This is a genomic window from Gramella sp. Hel_I_59 (genome assembly GCF_006714895.1).
Classification (GTDB): Bacteria; Bacteroidota; Bacteroidia; order Flavobacteriales; family Flavobacteriaceae; genus Christiangramia.
Genome location: NZ_VFME01000001.1, coordinates 120581 through 135627 on the forward strand (window position 1 = coordinate 120581; position 15047 = coordinate 135627).

At 39.7% G+C, this 15047-nt stretch carries 16 protein-coding genes and 1 tRNA gene; 10 read left to right on the top strand and 7 right to left on the bottom strand.

Annotated elements, in window-relative coordinates:
- Positions 1–145 precede the first annotated feature (145 nt).
- The 3 genes from JM79_RS00555 to JM79_RS00565 all read left to right on the top strand — a co-directional run bounded on the left by JM79_RS00555 (position 146) and on the right by JM79_RS00565 (position 5262).
- The gene (locus tag JM79_RS00555; protein ID WP_141876298.1) at positions 146–1570 is read left to right on the top strand and encodes an OmpA family protein; all 1425 of its coding nucleotides are present in this window, start codon (positions 146–148) and stop codon (positions 1568–1570) included.
- A 61-nt stretch (positions 1571–1631) separates the two neighbouring features.
- Positions 1632–4382, top strand: coding sequence for a PD-(D/E)XK nuclease family protein (locus JM79_RS00560; protein WP_141876299.1), 2751 nt, complete (start codon positions 1632–1634; stop codon positions 4380–4382).
- Positions 4369–5262 (top strand): alpha/beta fold hydrolase, encoded by an 894-nt coding sequence (locus JM79_RS00565; protein ID WP_141876300.1) that lies wholly within the window; start codon positions 4369–4371, stop codon positions 5260–5262. Before JM79_RS00560 ends, JM79_RS00565 begins: the two co-directional genes overlap by 14 nt.
- Positions 5263–5304: 42 nt before the next feature.
- Here the strand turns inward: JM79_RS00565 and JM79_RS00570 are convergent.
- Positions 5305–5378: transfer RNA gene (locus JM79_RS00570), tRNA-Ala, on the bottom strand.
- Positions 5379–5439: 61 nt separating this feature from the next.
- Here JM79_RS00570 and JM79_RS00575 point away from each other — a divergent pair.
- Genes JM79_RS00575 through JM79_RS00595 form a run of 5 tightly spaced genes read left to right on the top strand, consistent with a single transcriptional unit; the run spans position 5440 to position 8471 of the window.
- Positions 5440–5940: a GNAT family N-acetyltransferase gene (locus JM79_RS00575; RefSeq protein WP_141876301.1), complete on the top strand. Its 501-nt coding sequence runs from the start codon at positions 5440–5442 to the stop codon at positions 5938–5940.
- A 26-nt stretch (positions 5941–5966) separates the two neighbouring features.
- Positions 5967–7307 (top strand): MATE family efflux transporter, encoded by a 1341-nt coding sequence (locus JM79_RS00580; protein ID WP_141876302.1) that lies wholly within the window; start codon positions 5967–5969, stop codon positions 7305–7307.
- Between the two features lie 56 nt (positions 7308–7363).
- A complete protein-coding gene (locus JM79_RS00585; protein WP_141876303.1) occupies positions 7364–8131 on the top strand; it encodes an enoyl-CoA hydratase/isomerase family protein in 768 nt (255 codons plus the stop codon).
- Positions 8132–8317, top strand: a complete 186-nt coding sequence (locus tag JM79_RS00590; protein ID WP_141876304.1) for a hypothetical protein — start codon at positions 8132–8134, stop codon at positions 8315–8317. It begins immediately after the preceding gene.
- On the top strand, positions 8292–8471 hold the full coding sequence (locus tag JM79_RS00595) for a hypothetical protein (RefSeq protein WP_141876305.1): 180 nt from the start codon (positions 8292–8294) through the stop codon (positions 8469–8471). Before JM79_RS00590 ends, JM79_RS00595 begins: the two co-directional genes overlap by 26 nt.
- 110 nt (positions 8472–8581) lie before the next feature.
- On the opposite strand, the gene JM79_RS00600 is transcribed toward JM79_RS00595, so the two are convergent.
- Positions 8582–9235 (bottom strand): 2OG-Fe(II) oxygenase, encoded by a 654-nt coding sequence (locus tag JM79_RS00600; protein WP_141876306.1) that lies wholly within the window; start codon positions 9233–9235, stop codon positions 8582–8584.
- 99 nt (positions 9236–9334) lie between these two features.
- Between JM79_RS00600 and JM79_RS00605 the strand changes: the two genes are divergently transcribed.
- A complete protein-coding gene (locus tag JM79_RS00605) occupies positions 9335–9787 on the top strand; it encodes a 6-carboxytetrahydropterin synthase (protein WP_141876307.1) in 453 nt (150 codons plus the stop codon).
- 86 nt (positions 9788–9873) lie between these two features.
- Here JM79_RS00605 and JM79_RS00610 read toward each other — a convergent pair whose 3' ends face one another.
- The gene (locus JM79_RS00610; RefSeq protein ID WP_141876308.1) at positions 9874–10245 is read right to left on the bottom strand and encodes a hypothetical protein; all 372 of its coding nucleotides are present in this window, start codon (positions 10243–10245) and stop codon (positions 9874–9876) included.
- A gap of 136 nt (positions 10246–10381) precedes the next feature.
- Between JM79_RS00610 and JM79_RS00615 the strand changes: the two genes are divergently transcribed.
- Positions 10382–11140, top strand: coding sequence for a UDP-2,3-diacylglucosamine diphosphatase (locus tag JM79_RS00615; protein WP_141876309.1), 759 nt, complete (start codon positions 10382–10384; stop codon positions 11138–11140).
- On the opposite strand, the gene recJ is transcribed toward JM79_RS00615, so the two are convergent.
- The 4 genes from recJ to JM79_RS00635 are packed head-to-tail and all read right to left on the bottom strand — an operon-like array spanning position 11137 to position 14930.
- Positions 11137–12837 (bottom strand): single-stranded-DNA-specific exonuclease RecJ, encoded by a 1701-nt coding sequence (gene recJ, locus JM79_RS00620; protein WP_141876310.1) that lies wholly within the window; start codon positions 12835–12837, stop codon positions 11137–11139. The genes JM79_RS00615 and recJ overlap by 4 nt on opposite strands.
- A 54-nt stretch (positions 12838–12891) precedes the next feature.
- Positions 12892–13461 carry a uracil-DNA glycosylase family protein gene (locus tag JM79_RS00625; RefSeq protein WP_141876311.1) on the bottom strand — a complete coding sequence of 190 codons (570 nt, stop codon included), beginning with the start codon at positions 13459–13461 and terminating at the stop codon, positions 12892–12894.
- Positions 13462–13463: 2 nt separating this feature from the next.
- Entirely contained in the window at positions 13464–14135 is a 672-nt protein-coding gene (rsmI, locus tag JM79_RS00630) for a 16S rRNA (cytidine(1402)-2'-O)-methyltransferase (protein ID WP_141876312.1), read from the bottom strand.
- A gap of 6 nt (positions 14136–14141) precedes the next feature.
- Positions 14142–14930, bottom strand: coding sequence for a hypothetical protein (locus tag JM79_RS00635; RefSeq protein ID WP_141876313.1), 789 nt, complete (start codon positions 14928–14930; stop codon positions 14142–14144).
- Positions 14931–15047: the final 117 nt, after the last annotated feature.

Genomic DNA, 15047 nt, shown 5'->3' on the forward strand with positions numbered 1-15047 from the left:
TTCATTGAAAACCAGTTGTTAACAAGGCTGAAAACCCTTTGGAATCGCGCTCTAATTAAGAAAACTTTATTATTTTTACTTTTGTTAATATGCATTAAGCATATACTTTTGCTTACTATTAACACTTAAAACTAAACTATTAAATATGAAACATCTTAGCAAAATTGTATTGGCTTCTTTGCTGTTTTTGGGCTTAACTACGGCTCAGGCACAGGATGCTGACAACCCTTGGGCAATTGGTATTGGTGCCAATGCAGTCGACTTTTATCCAACCGGTGAGGATGCTCCTCTAGGTGGATGGTTCGACCAGTATTTTGATACCGGAGATCACTGGAACATTCTTCCATCGGTTTCTAAGCTTTCTGTATCCAGATATATTGGAGCAGGATTTGTAGGAGAATTGAGTGGTACTATCAACCAGATCGACAAGTATGGTGATAGAGGAGTTCAAGATCTTTCTTACTATGGTGTTGACCTTGGATTGGATTACAGCCTTAGAGCACTACTTAATGACGGATGGATTGATCCTGTTGTTGGAGTTGGTGGTGGTTACACTTGGATTGGTGACCAGGATGGAGAAGATATCTCTAACCTTGATGCTGCAACTCTTAACGGTAAAGTTGGATTGAACTTCTGGTTTTCAGATAACATCGCTCTTACTGTAGAATCTAAGTACAAGCACGTATTTGAAGCTGAAATGGCTTCTCACTTCCAGCATGCTGCTGGTGTTAAGTTCATGTTCGGTGGAACTGATACTGACGGTGACGGAGTATATGATAAAGACGATGAGTGTCCAGAACAACCAGGTCTTGCTGAATTCAACGGTTGCCCAGACTCTGATGGTGACGGAATCGAAGATCGTCAGGATGCATGTCCTAACGAAGCTGGTCTTGCTGAATTTGACGGATGTCCTGATTCTGATGGTGACGGTGTAGCTGATCCTGATGATGATTGTCCTGAAGTTGCAGGTCTTGCTGAAATGAACGGTTGTCCTGATGCTGATGGTGACGGTGTAAGAGATGATGAAGATGAGTGTCCTGAAGAAGCTGGTCCAGCTGAAAACAATGGATGCCCATGGCCTGATACTGACGGTGACGGAATCCTTGATAAGGATGATGACTGTCCTGAAGTAGCTGGTGTTGCTGCATCTAACGGATGTCCAGAACCAACTGCTGAAGTAATTTCAGAACTTAACGAATATTCTAAGACTGTACTTTTTGACTTGAACAAAGCATCTATCAGAACTGAATCTGAAGAAGCTCTTAAGTCTATCGTAGATATTATGAATGAGTATCCACAAACTATCTTCCACATTGGAGGTCACACAGATAGCTCAGGAAGTGATTCTTACAACATGAACCTTTCTAAAGAACGTGCTGCTTCTGTAGCTACTTTCCTTGAAGAGAATGGTGTACCATCTAACAGATTAACTTCTGAAGGATATGGTGAAACTCAACCAATTGCTACTAACAGTACTGCAAAAGGAAGACAGGATAACAGACGTGTTGAAATCTCTCTTGACAAAGACAAAGAGATGAAAGATAAGTCTAATGAAGAGTCAATGAACTAATTATTGAATTATTCATATAAGAAAACGCCCCGCATTGCGGGGCGTTTTTTATTTTAGGGCTATGAAATCATTCATCTGCGAGGTCCTCGAAAAACTAAGGACTACCAATCATAATATATCAGAGCTGGTCATTATTCTTCCCAGCAAGCGTGCCGGTGCTTATCTACTTAAAGAACTGGCTGCGATAACAGAAGAAACAATCTTCGCACCTACGATTTATAGTATTGAAGAGTTTACAGAAGTTATTTCGAAACTACAGGGAATTGACAATACTGTTACCCTTTTCGAATTTTACAATGTTTATAAAGAACTGACTCCTGAAGATGAACAGGAAACATTCGAAACATTTGTGACCTGGGCACAAAGTCTTATTCATGATTTTAATGAAATAGACCGGTACCTGATCGATCATAAACCTTTCTTTGATTACCTCTCTGGCATACAGGATATAAACCACTGGTATCTTCAGGAAGAGAAAACAGAATTGATCGAGAAATACCTCGCTTTCTGGAAGAGACTTCCAGATTATTATGAATCTCTTGCCAGCAAACTACTGGAAAAAGAACAGGGATATCAGGGCCTTATTTATCGTAAGGCATCAGAGAACGTCGAGGAATATTCGGCCAGTATTACTTCAAAGCATGTTTTTATTGGTTTCAATGCTTTAAATGCTTCGGAACAGCATATCATTCAGTTTATGCTGGAGAAAGATGAAGCAGAAGTTTTCTGGGATCTTGACAATCATTTTTACAAGGATCGTGCGCATGGTGCTTCTTTATTTCTGAGACAATACCTCGAAGACTGGAAATTTTACCAAGAGAATCAGAAGCCTGTATTTAACAATAAGTATTCAGAAGAAAAGGAAATCCAGCTCATCGGCGTACCAAAAAATATTGGGCAGGCAAAATACCTTGGCGAAATCATTACCGATCTCACTTCCGAAGAACTGGAGAATACGGCGATAGTACTTGGCGAAGAAGACCTTTTATTACCCGTTTTAAGCTCACTTCCAGATCATATAAATGATCTTAACGTTACCATGGGTTTTCCCATAGATAATGCGCCTGTAAGCTCTCTTTTTGAAAATATCTTTAATATTCATATATCGACAAGTAAGGATCATTATTATAAAGATGTTCTTGGGATCGTAAATCACCCGGCTTTGTATGAAATCATTTCCACTGATGCGGAAAGGTTGATAAAGAAGATCAATAAAGATAACCTTGTTTATTTGAAGTCTGAAGAAATTCTTGGAGAATTCAAGGACGAAAATCGAAGAATAGTGGAGCTATGTTTTAAACCGAAAAACGATTCGGTTACCATGTTTTCTGAAGATGTACAGGAATTAATACAAATTCTCAAAACACATTTAAAAGCTAAAGAAGATACGCTCTCATTAGAGTTCTTATATCATTTTTACCAGCTGTTTAATAAACTGGAAACTCTGAATGAGAAGTTTACCCATATAAAAACGATCAGGTCTTTACATGACTTTTACAAGGAACTGGTAAGTACTGAAACGCTGGATTTCCAGGGTAGACCTTTTAAAGGTTTGCAACTAATGGGAATGCTTGAATCACGGGCGCTTGACTTTGAAACTGTGATCATAACCTCTCTCAACGAAGGGACACTGCCTGCAGGAAAATCAGATAATTCTTTTATTCCTTATGATCTAAAACAGGAATATAAATTACCTACCTACCGGGAAAAGGATGCGGTGTATACATACCATTTTTACCGATTGTTACAACGCGCCAAAAAGGTTTTCCTACTTTATAATACAGAAGCAGACGGACTCAACTCTGGAGAGAAGTCCAGATTCATTACTCAGTTGGAGATAGAAAATATTCCAGCGCATCATATTACTCAGCATCTTATTAGCCCGATGGTACCAGCTAACGGCCAAAAGTTAAGAGAGGTAGAGAAAACTCCGCAAATGATGGAGAAGATCAGGAGTCTTGCTGCCTCAGGATTTTCCCCTTCAGCATTAACTACGTATATGCGAAATCCTCTTGATTTCTATAACCAGTATGTGCTGGGAGTGAGAGATCAGGAAGAAGTGGAAGAAACAGTGGCTTTTAATACACTGGGAACAGTAGTACATAATGCGCTGGAAAACCTTTACAAACCACTAGAAGGGGAATTACTATCCACAGAGATTGTTGAAAGATTTAAAAAGGAAGCAAACAGTCAGATCGCACAGGAATTTGCCAAGAATTACAGCAAAGCACCATTAGATAAAGGTCGGAATTTGTTGATTCTCGAAGTAGCTAAAAGGTATATGCGCAATTTTCTGAATTTTGAAATTAAGAGACTGGATAATGGCAGTGATATTCAGATATTACAGATCGAAAAAGATCTTAAGGTCGCGTTACCAATAGACGATCTGCAATTTCCAGTTTATTTGCGAGGTAAAGTAGACCGGGTTGAAAAGGCAGACGGTGTGACCAGAATTATGGATTATAAGACCGGAAAAGTTGAGTCCAAAGACCTGATCGTGAAAGACTGGAATGAAATAACAAAAGATTATGACAAATTCGCAAAAAGCTTTCAGGTTTTAACTTACGCCACCTTGATATCCCTTGAGAAAGATCTTAAATTCCCCGCGGAAGCAGGAATCATTTCTTTCAAGAATCTTAGATCAGGATTTCTTAAATTTCAGCTGAAAATTGACAAGAAACCAGACTATTTGATTCAGGAAGAAACCCTGGAACATTTTCAGAAAGAACTAAAAAAATTAATAATGGAGATCTGCAATCCAGAAATTCCATTTATCGAAAAAGAAATTAAAAAACATTATGGAAGTTTCTAAGGAACAGAATATCATCATCGAAGGTCGTCACAACAAGCCAATTCCAATGGACCTCATCTTTAAGGATGATGGAAAAGCAAAGCCGGTGGTGATCTTTTGTCACGGATATAAAGGTTTTAAAGATTGGGGAGCCTGGGATAAAATGGGCGAACTGATTGCTGAAGCAGGCTATTTCTTTGTGAAATTTAATTTTAGTCACAACGGAACAAGTCCTGAAAATCCGACAGAATTTTACCAGATAGAAGCATTTGGTGATAATAATTACACCATCGAATTGGATGATCTACAATCTGTCATCGACTCACTGCTATTGCCAACATTTAAGTTCGGGCAACACCTGGATCCTTCAGATATTAGTTTGATAGGTCATTCCAGAGGTGGAGGAATCACTGTATTAAAGTCGGCTCAGGACAAACGAATCACCAAACTTATCACACTTGCATCAGTTTCAGATTTTGGATCAAGATTTCCGGAAGGAAAGAAATTGGAAGCATGGGAGAAGAAAGGGGTGCAGTACATAGTAAACTCCAGAACAGGACAGCAATTGCCCCATCACTACCAGTTCTACAAAAACTTTAAGGAAAACAAAGAGAAGCTTAATATTAAAAAGGCGGCTCAAAAACTGAAAATTCCACATTTGATCGCCCATGGAAGTAGTGATACCAGTGTATCAATTGGAGAGGCCGGGAATCTTTTTGAGTGGAGTCCTGCTCCAAAACTATTATTGGTCGAAAATGCAGATCATGTCTTTGGGGTTTCTCATCCCTGGAAAGATGAAGAGGAGCTTCCAAAGGAATTCAAACATGTGATCAATAAAACGATCGAGTTCCTGAATGCTGATGCTGAGGATCTTTATGCTGAATATGCCGATAACGATTAATCCTGAAAAACAAAAAACCACTGAAATTCAGTGGTTTTTTTGTGGAGAATATCGGAGTCGAACCGATGACCTTTTGGCTGCCAGCCAAACGCTCTAGCCAGCTGAGCTAATCCCCCGTAGCTGAGCAAATGTAATGATTTTTCATAAATATGAAAATGTTTATTTTATTAGCAACAAATGATCAGAAGAGCTGAAAATAGCGACCTCCAGGAGATCAAAAAACTAACTGAAGCCTGTGCCGAAGCGATGATCGAACAGGGAATCTACCAATGGAATGAACACTATCCTTCCATCGAAAAACTACAGGCTGATGTGGAAACAAAGGAACTTTTTAAGCTAGTTTCAAATAGTGAAATTCTGGGCATCATTGTCCTCACTCCGTTTATGGATAAGGAGTATGAACCTATCAATTGGTTGAGCAAAACAGAGAATAACCTTTATGTTCACAGACTCGCAACACATCCAGATCACTGGGGTTCTGGATTAGGACAACAGTTAATGGACTTTGCCGAAAACCTTGCCAGAGAAGAGAATTATGAATCGGTAAGACTTGATACCTTTAGTTTAAATAAGCGGAATCATAAATTTTACGAAGCCCGCGGATACCAGAGTTTGGGAAATATTTATTTTCCGAGGCAAAGCGAAGCTCCTTTTTATTGTTACGAGTTGCTTTTGTAATATAAAGGCTTCTATATTTGTTGAATATGGCCTCAAAACCGGGAAATTCTGTAAGTTTTGGTAATATTAATAAGATCGCGATCCCGGCGATCATAGCAGGTATCGCAGAACCTCTAATTTCCTTAACCGATATTGCAGTTATTGGAAATGTAGAAGAAAACTCCATTGAAGCACTGGCCGCTGCCGGAATCGTAGGTTCTTTTCTTTCTGCGATCATCTGGATCGTAGCGCAAACCAAAACTGCCATTTCAGCTACCGTTTCTCAACATCTGGGAGCAAATCGTTTACATGCTGTCAAGACTCTTATTCCCCAAACCATTCTTTTTAATTTTCTTTTTAGCCTTTTCATTTATGCTACCACGGCGATCTTTGCTGAAGCAATCTTCAGCGCGTATAATGCTGATGGTCTTATTCTACAATATTCTGAAAGTTATTATAAGATCAGGGCACTTGGATATCCACTAACACTGGTAACCTTCGCGATATTTGGCGTTTTTAGAGGTTTACAGAATACGCTTTGGGCAATGAAATGCAGTCTTACCGGAGCGGTGGTAAATATAGTTCTGGACTATATTCTGGTTTATGGAATTGATGGCCTTGTACCAGCTATGCATCTTGAAGGTGCCGCATATGCCAGTCTTGTTGCGCAGGCGACTATGCTTATCATGGCACTCTGGTTCTATTTCAGGAAAACACCATTTCATTTGAAGTTGAGTCTAAAGATCAATCCGCAGATGAAACCTTTATTGCTTATGGCCGCAAACCTGTTCATAAGAACTGCCGCTCTTAATTTTGCGATCTATCTAGCCAACGCTTATGCGACCGATTATGGCAAGAACTATATCGCAGCCCAGAGCATTCTTATGAACATCTGGCTATTCTTCAGCTTTTTTATAGATGGCTATGCGAATGCAGGAAACGCAATTGGCGGAAAATTACTGGGCGCCAGGGATTATAAAAATCTATGGGAACTGAGTAAAAAAATTAGCAAGTATGCGGTACTTATCGCGCTTATTCTAATGGGAATTTGCTTCGCATTATATGATCAGATCGGCTTGTTATTCAATAAAGAAGCAAGTGTACTCGCATTATTCTCTTCAGTTTTCTGGATAGTTTTGATCATGCAACCCGTAAATGCGATCGCTTTTATGTTCGACGGAATCTTTAAAGGACTGGGAGAAGCAAAATATTTGCGAAATGTCTTACTGGTCGCGACTTTCCTTGGCTTCACTCCTACCCTTCTGCTTGCAGATCATTTCGGACTTAAACTTTATGCGATCTGGATCGCGTTCTTTGTATGGATGCTCATTCGAAGCAGTACTTTAGTGATATATTTCCGAAGAAAATATCTTCACAAAAAAGTCTAAAGACGATCAAGAGATATACTTAGTAATCTTATTTTTGAGTAAAATCGTAATACATTATGAGTACCAACCGCGAGAACGGTAGTTTATTTACCAATATAGACCAGAAGATAGCAACATTAGAATTTGGCCACCCAGCCAGTAATTCTTTTCCGTCGGTTCTTCTGAAAAGACTGGAAGATGAGATCCATAGCCTTTCCGAAAATAAGGATGTGGCCTTGATCATTCTAAAATCTGAAGGTGAAAAAGCTTTTTGTGCCGGTGCATCTTTTGATGAACTCATCAATATCGATAATCTTGAAGATGGTAAGAAATTCTTTTCAGGTTTTGCAGGAGTGATCAATGCTATGAGAGTTTGTAAAAAACCGATCGTAGGAAGAATTCATGGTAAAACAGTTGGTGGTGGTGTTGGACTTGCCGCTGCTTGTGATTATGCTTTTGCTACGGAAGCTGCTTCGATTAAGCTTTCAGAATTGAGCATTGGAATTGGTCCTTTTGTGATCGCTCCGGCGGTAGAAAGAAAAATGGGCACCGCTGCACTGGCAGAACTTACTCTGGCTGCTCATGAATGGAAGAATGCATATTGGGCTAAAGAAAAAGGTTTATTCGCCCGCGTTTTTGAATCCACTAAAGACATGGATAAGGAAATATCATTATTTACTGAAAAACTTACTTCTTATAATCCACAGGCACTTACTGAAATGAAACAGATCCTCTGGAAAGATACTGACCACTGGCCGCAACTGTTGGAAGAAAGAGCGGCTGTTTCCGGAGAACTGGTACTTTCAGATTTTACGAAAAATGCACTTTCAAAATTCAGAAAATAGATGAGTTCGATACAATCTATCAAACCGGAAAAAGATGAAGCTTACGAGATGGGTTACACGATAGGAACATTCCTTGGTGAAAATATCTATCTTTTAATTGCCCTGGTTATTGGATTGATCGCAGTTATATTCATGTGGAAATACGTTAAAAATACACCCGATGCAGGAACACCTCCCGAAAGATAAGGATCCAAACGAGTCCCAGGAATGGGGTTGGACATTTCAGGAATTTATCACAGAAAACCTGTGGTATTTACTGGCAATACTATTTTTAATAGTCATATTCGTATATGCACGATATCGCTGGAGAGTTCGTAATAATCGAAAATACAAGAACTAATGGAACAGGATACCTGGGAATTTCTGAGTTTTTTAAGCGGAATGGGTTTTTGGATCCTTCTCGCCATCATTCTTATAGTAGTCGTACTTTACAAAAAGTTTAAAAAGTAATTACCTCGTTTTCAACCAGCCCGTAATGCTCAGCCTGGGAACTCTGACAGTTTTAACTTCATGTTCCAGCTCCTGACTTTCAAAAATCACCATTCTCCCCGGCAAAGGATAGATTTTCAATTCCTCTTCCTTTCCGTTGTTAGTAGTATAAATACTTAATTCACCGCCATTTTCAGGTGTCCAGTTTTCATCATTCAGGTAACAAACCATGGATAATTTACGCCTCCCATCATTTTGAAAGGTATCGAGATGCCGTTTATAGAAAGTTCCTTCAGGATAAAGCGCATAATGAAATTCTTTATGAAGTATCCCCATAAAACAGGTACGATTCAGGTATTGCACTAGATCATTAACCTTTTGAAAAAATATGGATTCAGCAGGTTCAGCTGTAGCTTCATTCATCCATAGAATAAAATCTCCCCGAACAGATTTTTCAATAAGCTCATTGGTTCTATTCCCGATTGCAGCTTTCTTGAAAGCATCTTCCTTATGTTTTGCAATAAGTGTAGACCTAAGCAGGTCTACCTCAGCAGGATTAAAGAAACCATCTACAATGCTATATTTTTGTTCTGATATGTCAGTAATGATGGTTTCATAAAGCTCATTTAGCTCGAAATCTACCTGTTCAAATAATTCCTTTTCTTGAAGGATCATGTGCGAAAAATTTCGCAAATGTAAATTTTAATTCAATTCGTTGGTGTTAAAAATTTCGCCTTAAAAATTCCAATTATCTTTGCACAAAATAACTGCGTAATGAGCAAGATTCGAATCACCAAACAATTTACTTTTGAAACCGGTCACGCCCTGTATGGTTACGATGGCAAATGCCGTAACGTACATGGACATTCTTATAAACTTGGCGTCACAGTTATTGGCGAACCTATTACAGACCGCGAACACGTTAAATTGGGGATGGTGATTGATTTTGGAGATCTTAAAAAGATAGTGAAATCTGAGATCGTAGACCAGTTTGATCATGCGACCGTATTTAACAAAAATACACCGCACTTAGAGCTGGCAAAAGAGTTGAAATCCCGTGGTCATCATGTGATATTAGTTGATTACCAGCCTACCAGTGAGAACATGGTGATCGATTTTGCAGCCAAAATTTCTAAACATTTACCTGAGCATATTAAGCTTCACTCTTTAAAATTACAGGAAACTGAAACGTCGTTTGCAGAGTGGTATGCCAGTGATAATAATTAGGGCGCACCCCTTCGGGCCGGGCTATACGCTACAAGTCCCGTGAAAAACGGGAGCTTTTCGCTGCTATCCCTTGCGCAAAGCCTGAATTATGCCTTTTTCAATTCTCCAAGTTGTAAAGCTTGATCATAATTGGCACTTATAGATTTTTTCAGATTAAGTATCTTAGCGCCATCTACCCGCTGTAGTGTTACTATGTTTTCACCTTTTTTGTTCTGCGAAATCTTCACTACCTCAACCAGGGTGTTTTGAACCGACTTGTAATTTGCCACTCCACCTTTCTTCACAACGAAGTTAAGCTTTGGCATATTCACGGCTGTATACGTGGTATTTTCCGGGGACTGTATTAGAAGACGATCACCAATTTCCGGATTAGTGTCAATATTTGTGGCATTTACCTGATAACTCACTAAACCACAAATCATTAAAAAAGCGATTGAAAATAGTTTCGTAAATTTCATATTAGCAATATTTATGGATTTAATCTCTAAAATAATAATTTCTGAGCTTCTGGCGATGCGTTTTTAGAATGCTTTAAGTCTTACTTTAAAAATGAAGTTTCAGTAGAATTTCTATCTTCGCTATAAGTTGTAAAACATGAAAGTTTCCCCGGGAAAAAAGATTTATTTCGCCAGTGATAATCATCTTGGCGCTCCTACTCAGGAAGAAAGCAGACCGCGTGAAGCCAGGTTTGTGAAATGGCTTGATGAGATCAAACAAGATGCAGAGGCAATTTTCCTTCTTGGAGACCTCTTCGATTTCTGGTTTGAATATAAACACGTAGTCCCTAAAGGCTTTGTTCGAACATTAGGTAAACTGGCCGAAATTAGAGATTCAGGGATTCCCATCTATTTCTTTGTAGGAAATCATGATCTATGGATGCAGGATTATTTTCAGAAGGAATTAAATATTCCAGTCTATCATAAACCTAAGGAGTTCGAATTTTCAGGAAAGAAATTTCTCGTTGGTCATGGAGATGGATTAGGACCCGGAGATCATGGCTACAAAAGAATGAAAAAGGTCTTTACCAATCCGCTTTCTAAATGGTTTTACCGCTGGCTACATCCTGATCTTGGAGTTCCCTTAGCGCAGTATTTTTCAGTAAAGAATAAAGCGATCTCAGGAGAAGAAGATATGAAGTTCTTAGGTGAGGAAAAAGAATGGCTTATACAATACTGCAGGCGTAAACTGGAGCAAAAAGATTATGATTACTTTCTTTTTGGTCACAGGCATTTACCTATGGAGATCGATCTTGACGGTAAAGCTACTTACATCAATACTGGTGATTGGATCAATCATTACACATTTGCGCAATTCGACGGAAAAGATCTTAAACTTGAAAAGCTGGTTTTCTAAATACTTTCTCGTATATCCTTCAATCTAAGCTGGATCGTGGTATTACCATTCCAGGTATTTTCATCGAGACTAAAAACAGCGTCGAACTTCTTTCCCTGTTCTATCAAATTCAGTTTTTCGCCAAGGTTAAAGCCAATAACATCAAATTTTACGTTTGAGCCTTCCTGTTTTACCTGGCATTTCAGGTGAGTTTTATCTGCGCCTACACATTTTCCGAAGCCAGTATCGGTTAAATTCCGGGTGAGGAAAACCGGCGACATATTCCCTGGACCAAAAGGAGCGAATTGCTTCAGGATCCGGTAAAATTTAGGCGTAATATCTTTCAGATCCAACTCGGCATCTATGCCAATTTCAGGAGTAAGAAGCTGCCTGTCGATCGTTTCTGAGACGACCTCCTCAAATTTTCTTTTAAAATTATCATATTCCGCTTCGAGTAAGGTCAATCCCGCTGCGTACTTATGACCTCCAAATTGCTCAATATGTTCACTACATGCTTCCAGAGCTTCATAGACATCGAAACCTTTTACAGATCGTGCAGAAGCCGCAAGACGTTCCCCGCTCTTTGTAAAAACAAGCGTTGGGCGATACCAGGTTTCGGTTAGCCTGGAAGCTACAATCCCAATCACACCTTTGTGCCATTGCTCATCATAGACCACGGTTGTTAGTCGGTTTTCTTCCTGACGATCCAGGATTTGCTGTTTCGCTTCTTCTGTAATACTCTTATCTGCACTTCTCCGATCTGTGTTATAGGTCTCTATTTCTTCCGCATAAGTTGCAGAGATAGCTTCATCTTCTTCGGTAAGTAGATTTACCGCATGCAAACCATGTTTCATTCTTCCCGCAGCATTAATCCTTGGAGCTACGATAAATACAACATCTGTAATACTTACATTTTTACGTTCACCGAGCAAACTTTGAATCCCTTTTCGGGGGGCAACATTGATAACATGCAAACCATGATAAGCGAGAATCCTGTTTTCGCCGGTGATGGGAACAATATCTGCTCCAATGGCCGTAGCTACCAGATCGAGGTAGGGAAGTAAAGTCTCTTCAGGTTCATTGTTCTTAATAGTGATCGCCTGGATGAGTTTAAAACCAACACCGCAACCGCAGAGTTCGTCATAAGGATAATTACAATCACTCCTTTTTGGATCAAGTACCGCTGCAGCATCTGGAATTTCATTGCCTGGGCGGTGATGATCACAAATCACGAAATCAATTCCTTTTTTCTTTGCATAAGCTACTTTATCTATCGCTTTGATTCCGCAGTCTAAAGCAATAATAAGACTTACCTCATTATCTTCAGCATAATCGATTCCCTGGTAGGATACCCCATAACCTTCAGCATACCTGTCTGGAATATATGTGGTCACATTGGGATATCTGAATTTCAGAAAAGAAGACATTAGCGCGACACTGGTAGTTCCATCTACATCATAATCTCCATAGACCATGATATTTTCTCCAGCTTCCATCGCCTGTTCTATCCTGGCTACTGCCTTGTCCATATCCTTCATCAGGAAAGGATCATGCAAACCATCTAACTGTGGTCTGAAAAATCTCTTTGCTTCTTCAAAGGTGGTAATTCCTCGCTGAACCAATAATTTCGAAACTGCCAGTCCGGTTCCAAGCTTTTCGGCGAGTGCCTGTGCTGTGATAGGATCGGGTTTTGGCTTGAGAATCCAGCGCGTCTTCATAGTCGTTCAAATTTCAGCCGAAAGTAATAAAATTCTACTTCTAATCTAAGCGACTTATTCCCCTATTATTGACCGGATCTTTTGCTGAAGTGAGGGAACTATAACCGACTCAAATTCCGGATTTTTCATTCTCCAGAATCGGTTTACCGGGGAAGGATGCGGCAACGGCCAGTACTCTGGAAGGTATTGCTCATAATCATGAACTTTAGCCGTAAGATTATTCTTTTTTCCGAGGTAATAATTGGAAGCATACGCACCAATAAGGATCTTCAGCTTCACATTTTTTAAATATTGAAGCACCTCCTCATGCCATAAAGGAGCGCATTCTTTCCTGGGCGGTAGATCGCCGGTCTTTGCTTTCCCGGGATAACAGAAACCCATGGGTAGAATAGCGAAATTGTCGTGATCGTAAAAAGTATCATCATCAACTCCCAGCCATTCCCTTAACTTTTTACCACTTTGATCTTTCCAGGCTACACCAGATTCGTGCACCACTCTTCCTGGCGCCTGGCTGATAAGGATGATTTTGGATTTTGGTGTTGCTTCAATAATAGGTCTTGGCCCAAGTGGTAAATGTTCTTCACAAACCCTGCAGTCTCTTATGGTGGATAATAAGTCTTCCAAGATCAGGCTTTTCCTGCAACTACAACCACCAACTCTCCTTTTGGCGGATTTGCGGTATAATGTTCATGAACTTCAGGTATACTTCCACGAACGGTTTCTTCATGCATTTTAGTGATTTCACGGGAGACGGAAAGACGACGATCTTCACCAAAATATTCCTGAAAGTGGCCTAATGTCTTAAGTAGTTTATGTGGTGATTCGTAAAAAATCATCGTGCGGGTTTCTTCAGCAAGAATTTTAAGTCTGGTTTGTCTTCCTTTTTTCACCGGAAGAAATCCTTCAAATACAAATTTATCATTTGGAAGTCCGCTATTGACCAGCGCCGGAACAAAGGCCGTAGCCCCGGGAAGGCAATCCACTTCAATACCAGCTTCCACACAGGCCCGGGTTAATAAGAATCCAGGATCTGAAATTGCAGGAGTTCCCGCATCACTAATAAGTGCAATGGTCTCGCCGGCTTTAATTCTGGAAACAATATGATCCACTGTTTTATGCTCATTATGCATGTGGTGACTCTGCATGGGAGTTTGAACTTCCAGGTACTTCAGTAGTTTACCACTATTTCGGGTATCTTCAGCCAGAATAAGATCAACTTCCTTGAGAATACGGATTGCTCTCAAAGTGATATCCTCGAGATTCCCAATTGGCGTGGGAACCAGGTACAGTTTACCCATAATTATTTATTTCCCGAATTTGTTTTCTATATGAGCTCTAAAACGCTCTTCGTAAGCTTCTTTACCCTGCCAGTTGTTGTAATCTGGTTTCACAACCAGGTCTATGAATTTTGAAGCTTCTTCCAGGCTGGTAAAAGTATTGAGCTGAGATAGTACGCGGTTATAATCTGCAGTATCTCCTCCAAAAAGGTGTTTTATATAAGCAAGACGCTCATTAAGACCAATATTGATTCCTTTTTTCAGTCGATCGTTTAAGGATCTGGGCTTATCGCTGGCTGGAACATGTTTTACCGGTTCAAAGTCTGGCAAATTATCATAATCCACCCCTATATTTCTGAAATCTTTCTTCTCCTCAACTTGTTGTGAATAGGGTGCCGAATTAGAAACTTCTGGCGCATCGTTAATATGATTCATAAAAAGATCTACAGACTGACTTTCAGGTGGCATTTGCGCTACAATATCCTTGATCTTTTCAGTATTCGGTTCGGTGATAGCGTCTGAATCTTCATTGAATTCAGTTCCATCTGGATAAAATTCGTCGTATGCAGATAATTGTGCTGGAGGCTCAGGCAGATCTTTCACCTTAGGTTTCGGAGCAGCTACTTCTTCCTGTTTTGCTACTTCTTTTTCCTGAGGAACTTCTTCAGAAAGATGTTTTTCAGTAAAAGCCAGAACAGTCAGTTTTTCATAGAGATGCAAAGCATTTTCCTTGAGCTCCATCGTGTTGAAATTCCCTTTATTCTGAAGGATTTTTTCCGCGATCTCCGCCAGATCAGCCTCAATTTTCTTTTTCATCGGTTTAATTTTATATGTTTTCTATCGGTCAGAAGCAATTCGCAAATAATGATATTTATAGGTAGGCAAATTAGGTTACTACTCGTTTCATAACTTTCAAGATTCGCCCCTTCTCCG

Coding starts and splice junctions, on each gene's coding strand:
- JM79_RS00590 (WP_141876304.1), top strand. CDS start 8,132: ATGAGTTCGATACAATCTATCAAACCGGAAAAAGATGAAGCTTACGAG.
- JM79_RS00605 (WP_141876307.1), top strand. CDS start 9,335: ATGAGCAAGATTCGAATCACCAAACAATTTACTTTTGAAACCGGTCAC.
- JM79_RS00585 (WP_141876303.1), top strand. CDS start 7,364: ATGAGTACCAACCGCGAGAACGGTAGTTTATTTACCAATATAGACCAG.
- JM79_RS00560 (WP_141876299.1), top strand. CDS start 1,632: ATGAAATCATTCATCTGCGAGGTCCTCGAAAAACTAAGGACTACCAAT.
- JM79_RS00595 (WP_141876305.1), top strand. CDS start 8,292: ATGCAGGAACACCTCCCGAAAGATAAGGATCCAAACGAGTCCCAGGAA.
- JM79_RS00610 (WP_141876308.1), bottom strand. CDS start 10,245: ATGAAATTTACGAAACTATTTTCAATCGCTTTTTTAATGATTTGTGGT.
- JM79_RS00575 (WP_141876301.1), top strand. CDS start 5,440: ATGATCAGAAGAGCTGAAAATAGCGACCTCCAGGAGATCAAAAAACTA.
- JM79_RS00635 (WP_141876313.1), bottom strand. CDS start 14,930: ATGAAAAAGAAAATTGAGGCTGATCTGGCGGAGATCGCGGAAAAAATC.
- JM79_RS00580 (WP_141876302.1), top strand. CDS start 5,967: ATGGCCTCAAAACCGGGAAATTCTGTAAGTTTTGGTAATATTAATAAG.
- recJ (WP_141876310.1), bottom strand. CDS start 12,837: ATGAAGACGCGCTGGATTCTCAAGCCAAAACCCGATCCTATCACAGCA.
- JM79_RS00565 (WP_141876300.1), top strand. CDS start 4,369: ATGGAAGTTTCTAAGGAACAGAATATCATCATCGAAGGTCGTCACAAC.
- JM79_RS00615 (WP_141876309.1), top strand. CDS start 10,382: ATGAAAGTTTCCCCGGGAAAAAAGATTTATTTCGCCAGTGATAATCAT.
- JM79_RS00555 (WP_141876298.1), top strand. CDS start 146: ATGAAACATCTTAGCAAAATTGTATTGGCTTCTTTGCTGTTTTTGGGC.
- JM79_RS00600 (WP_141876306.1), bottom strand. CDS start 9,235: ATGATCCTTCAAGAAAAGGAATTATTTGAACAGGTAGATTTCGAGCTA.
- rsmI (WP_141876312.1), bottom strand. CDS start 14,135: ATGGGTAAACTGTACCTGGTTCCCACGCCAATTGGGAATCTCGAGGAT.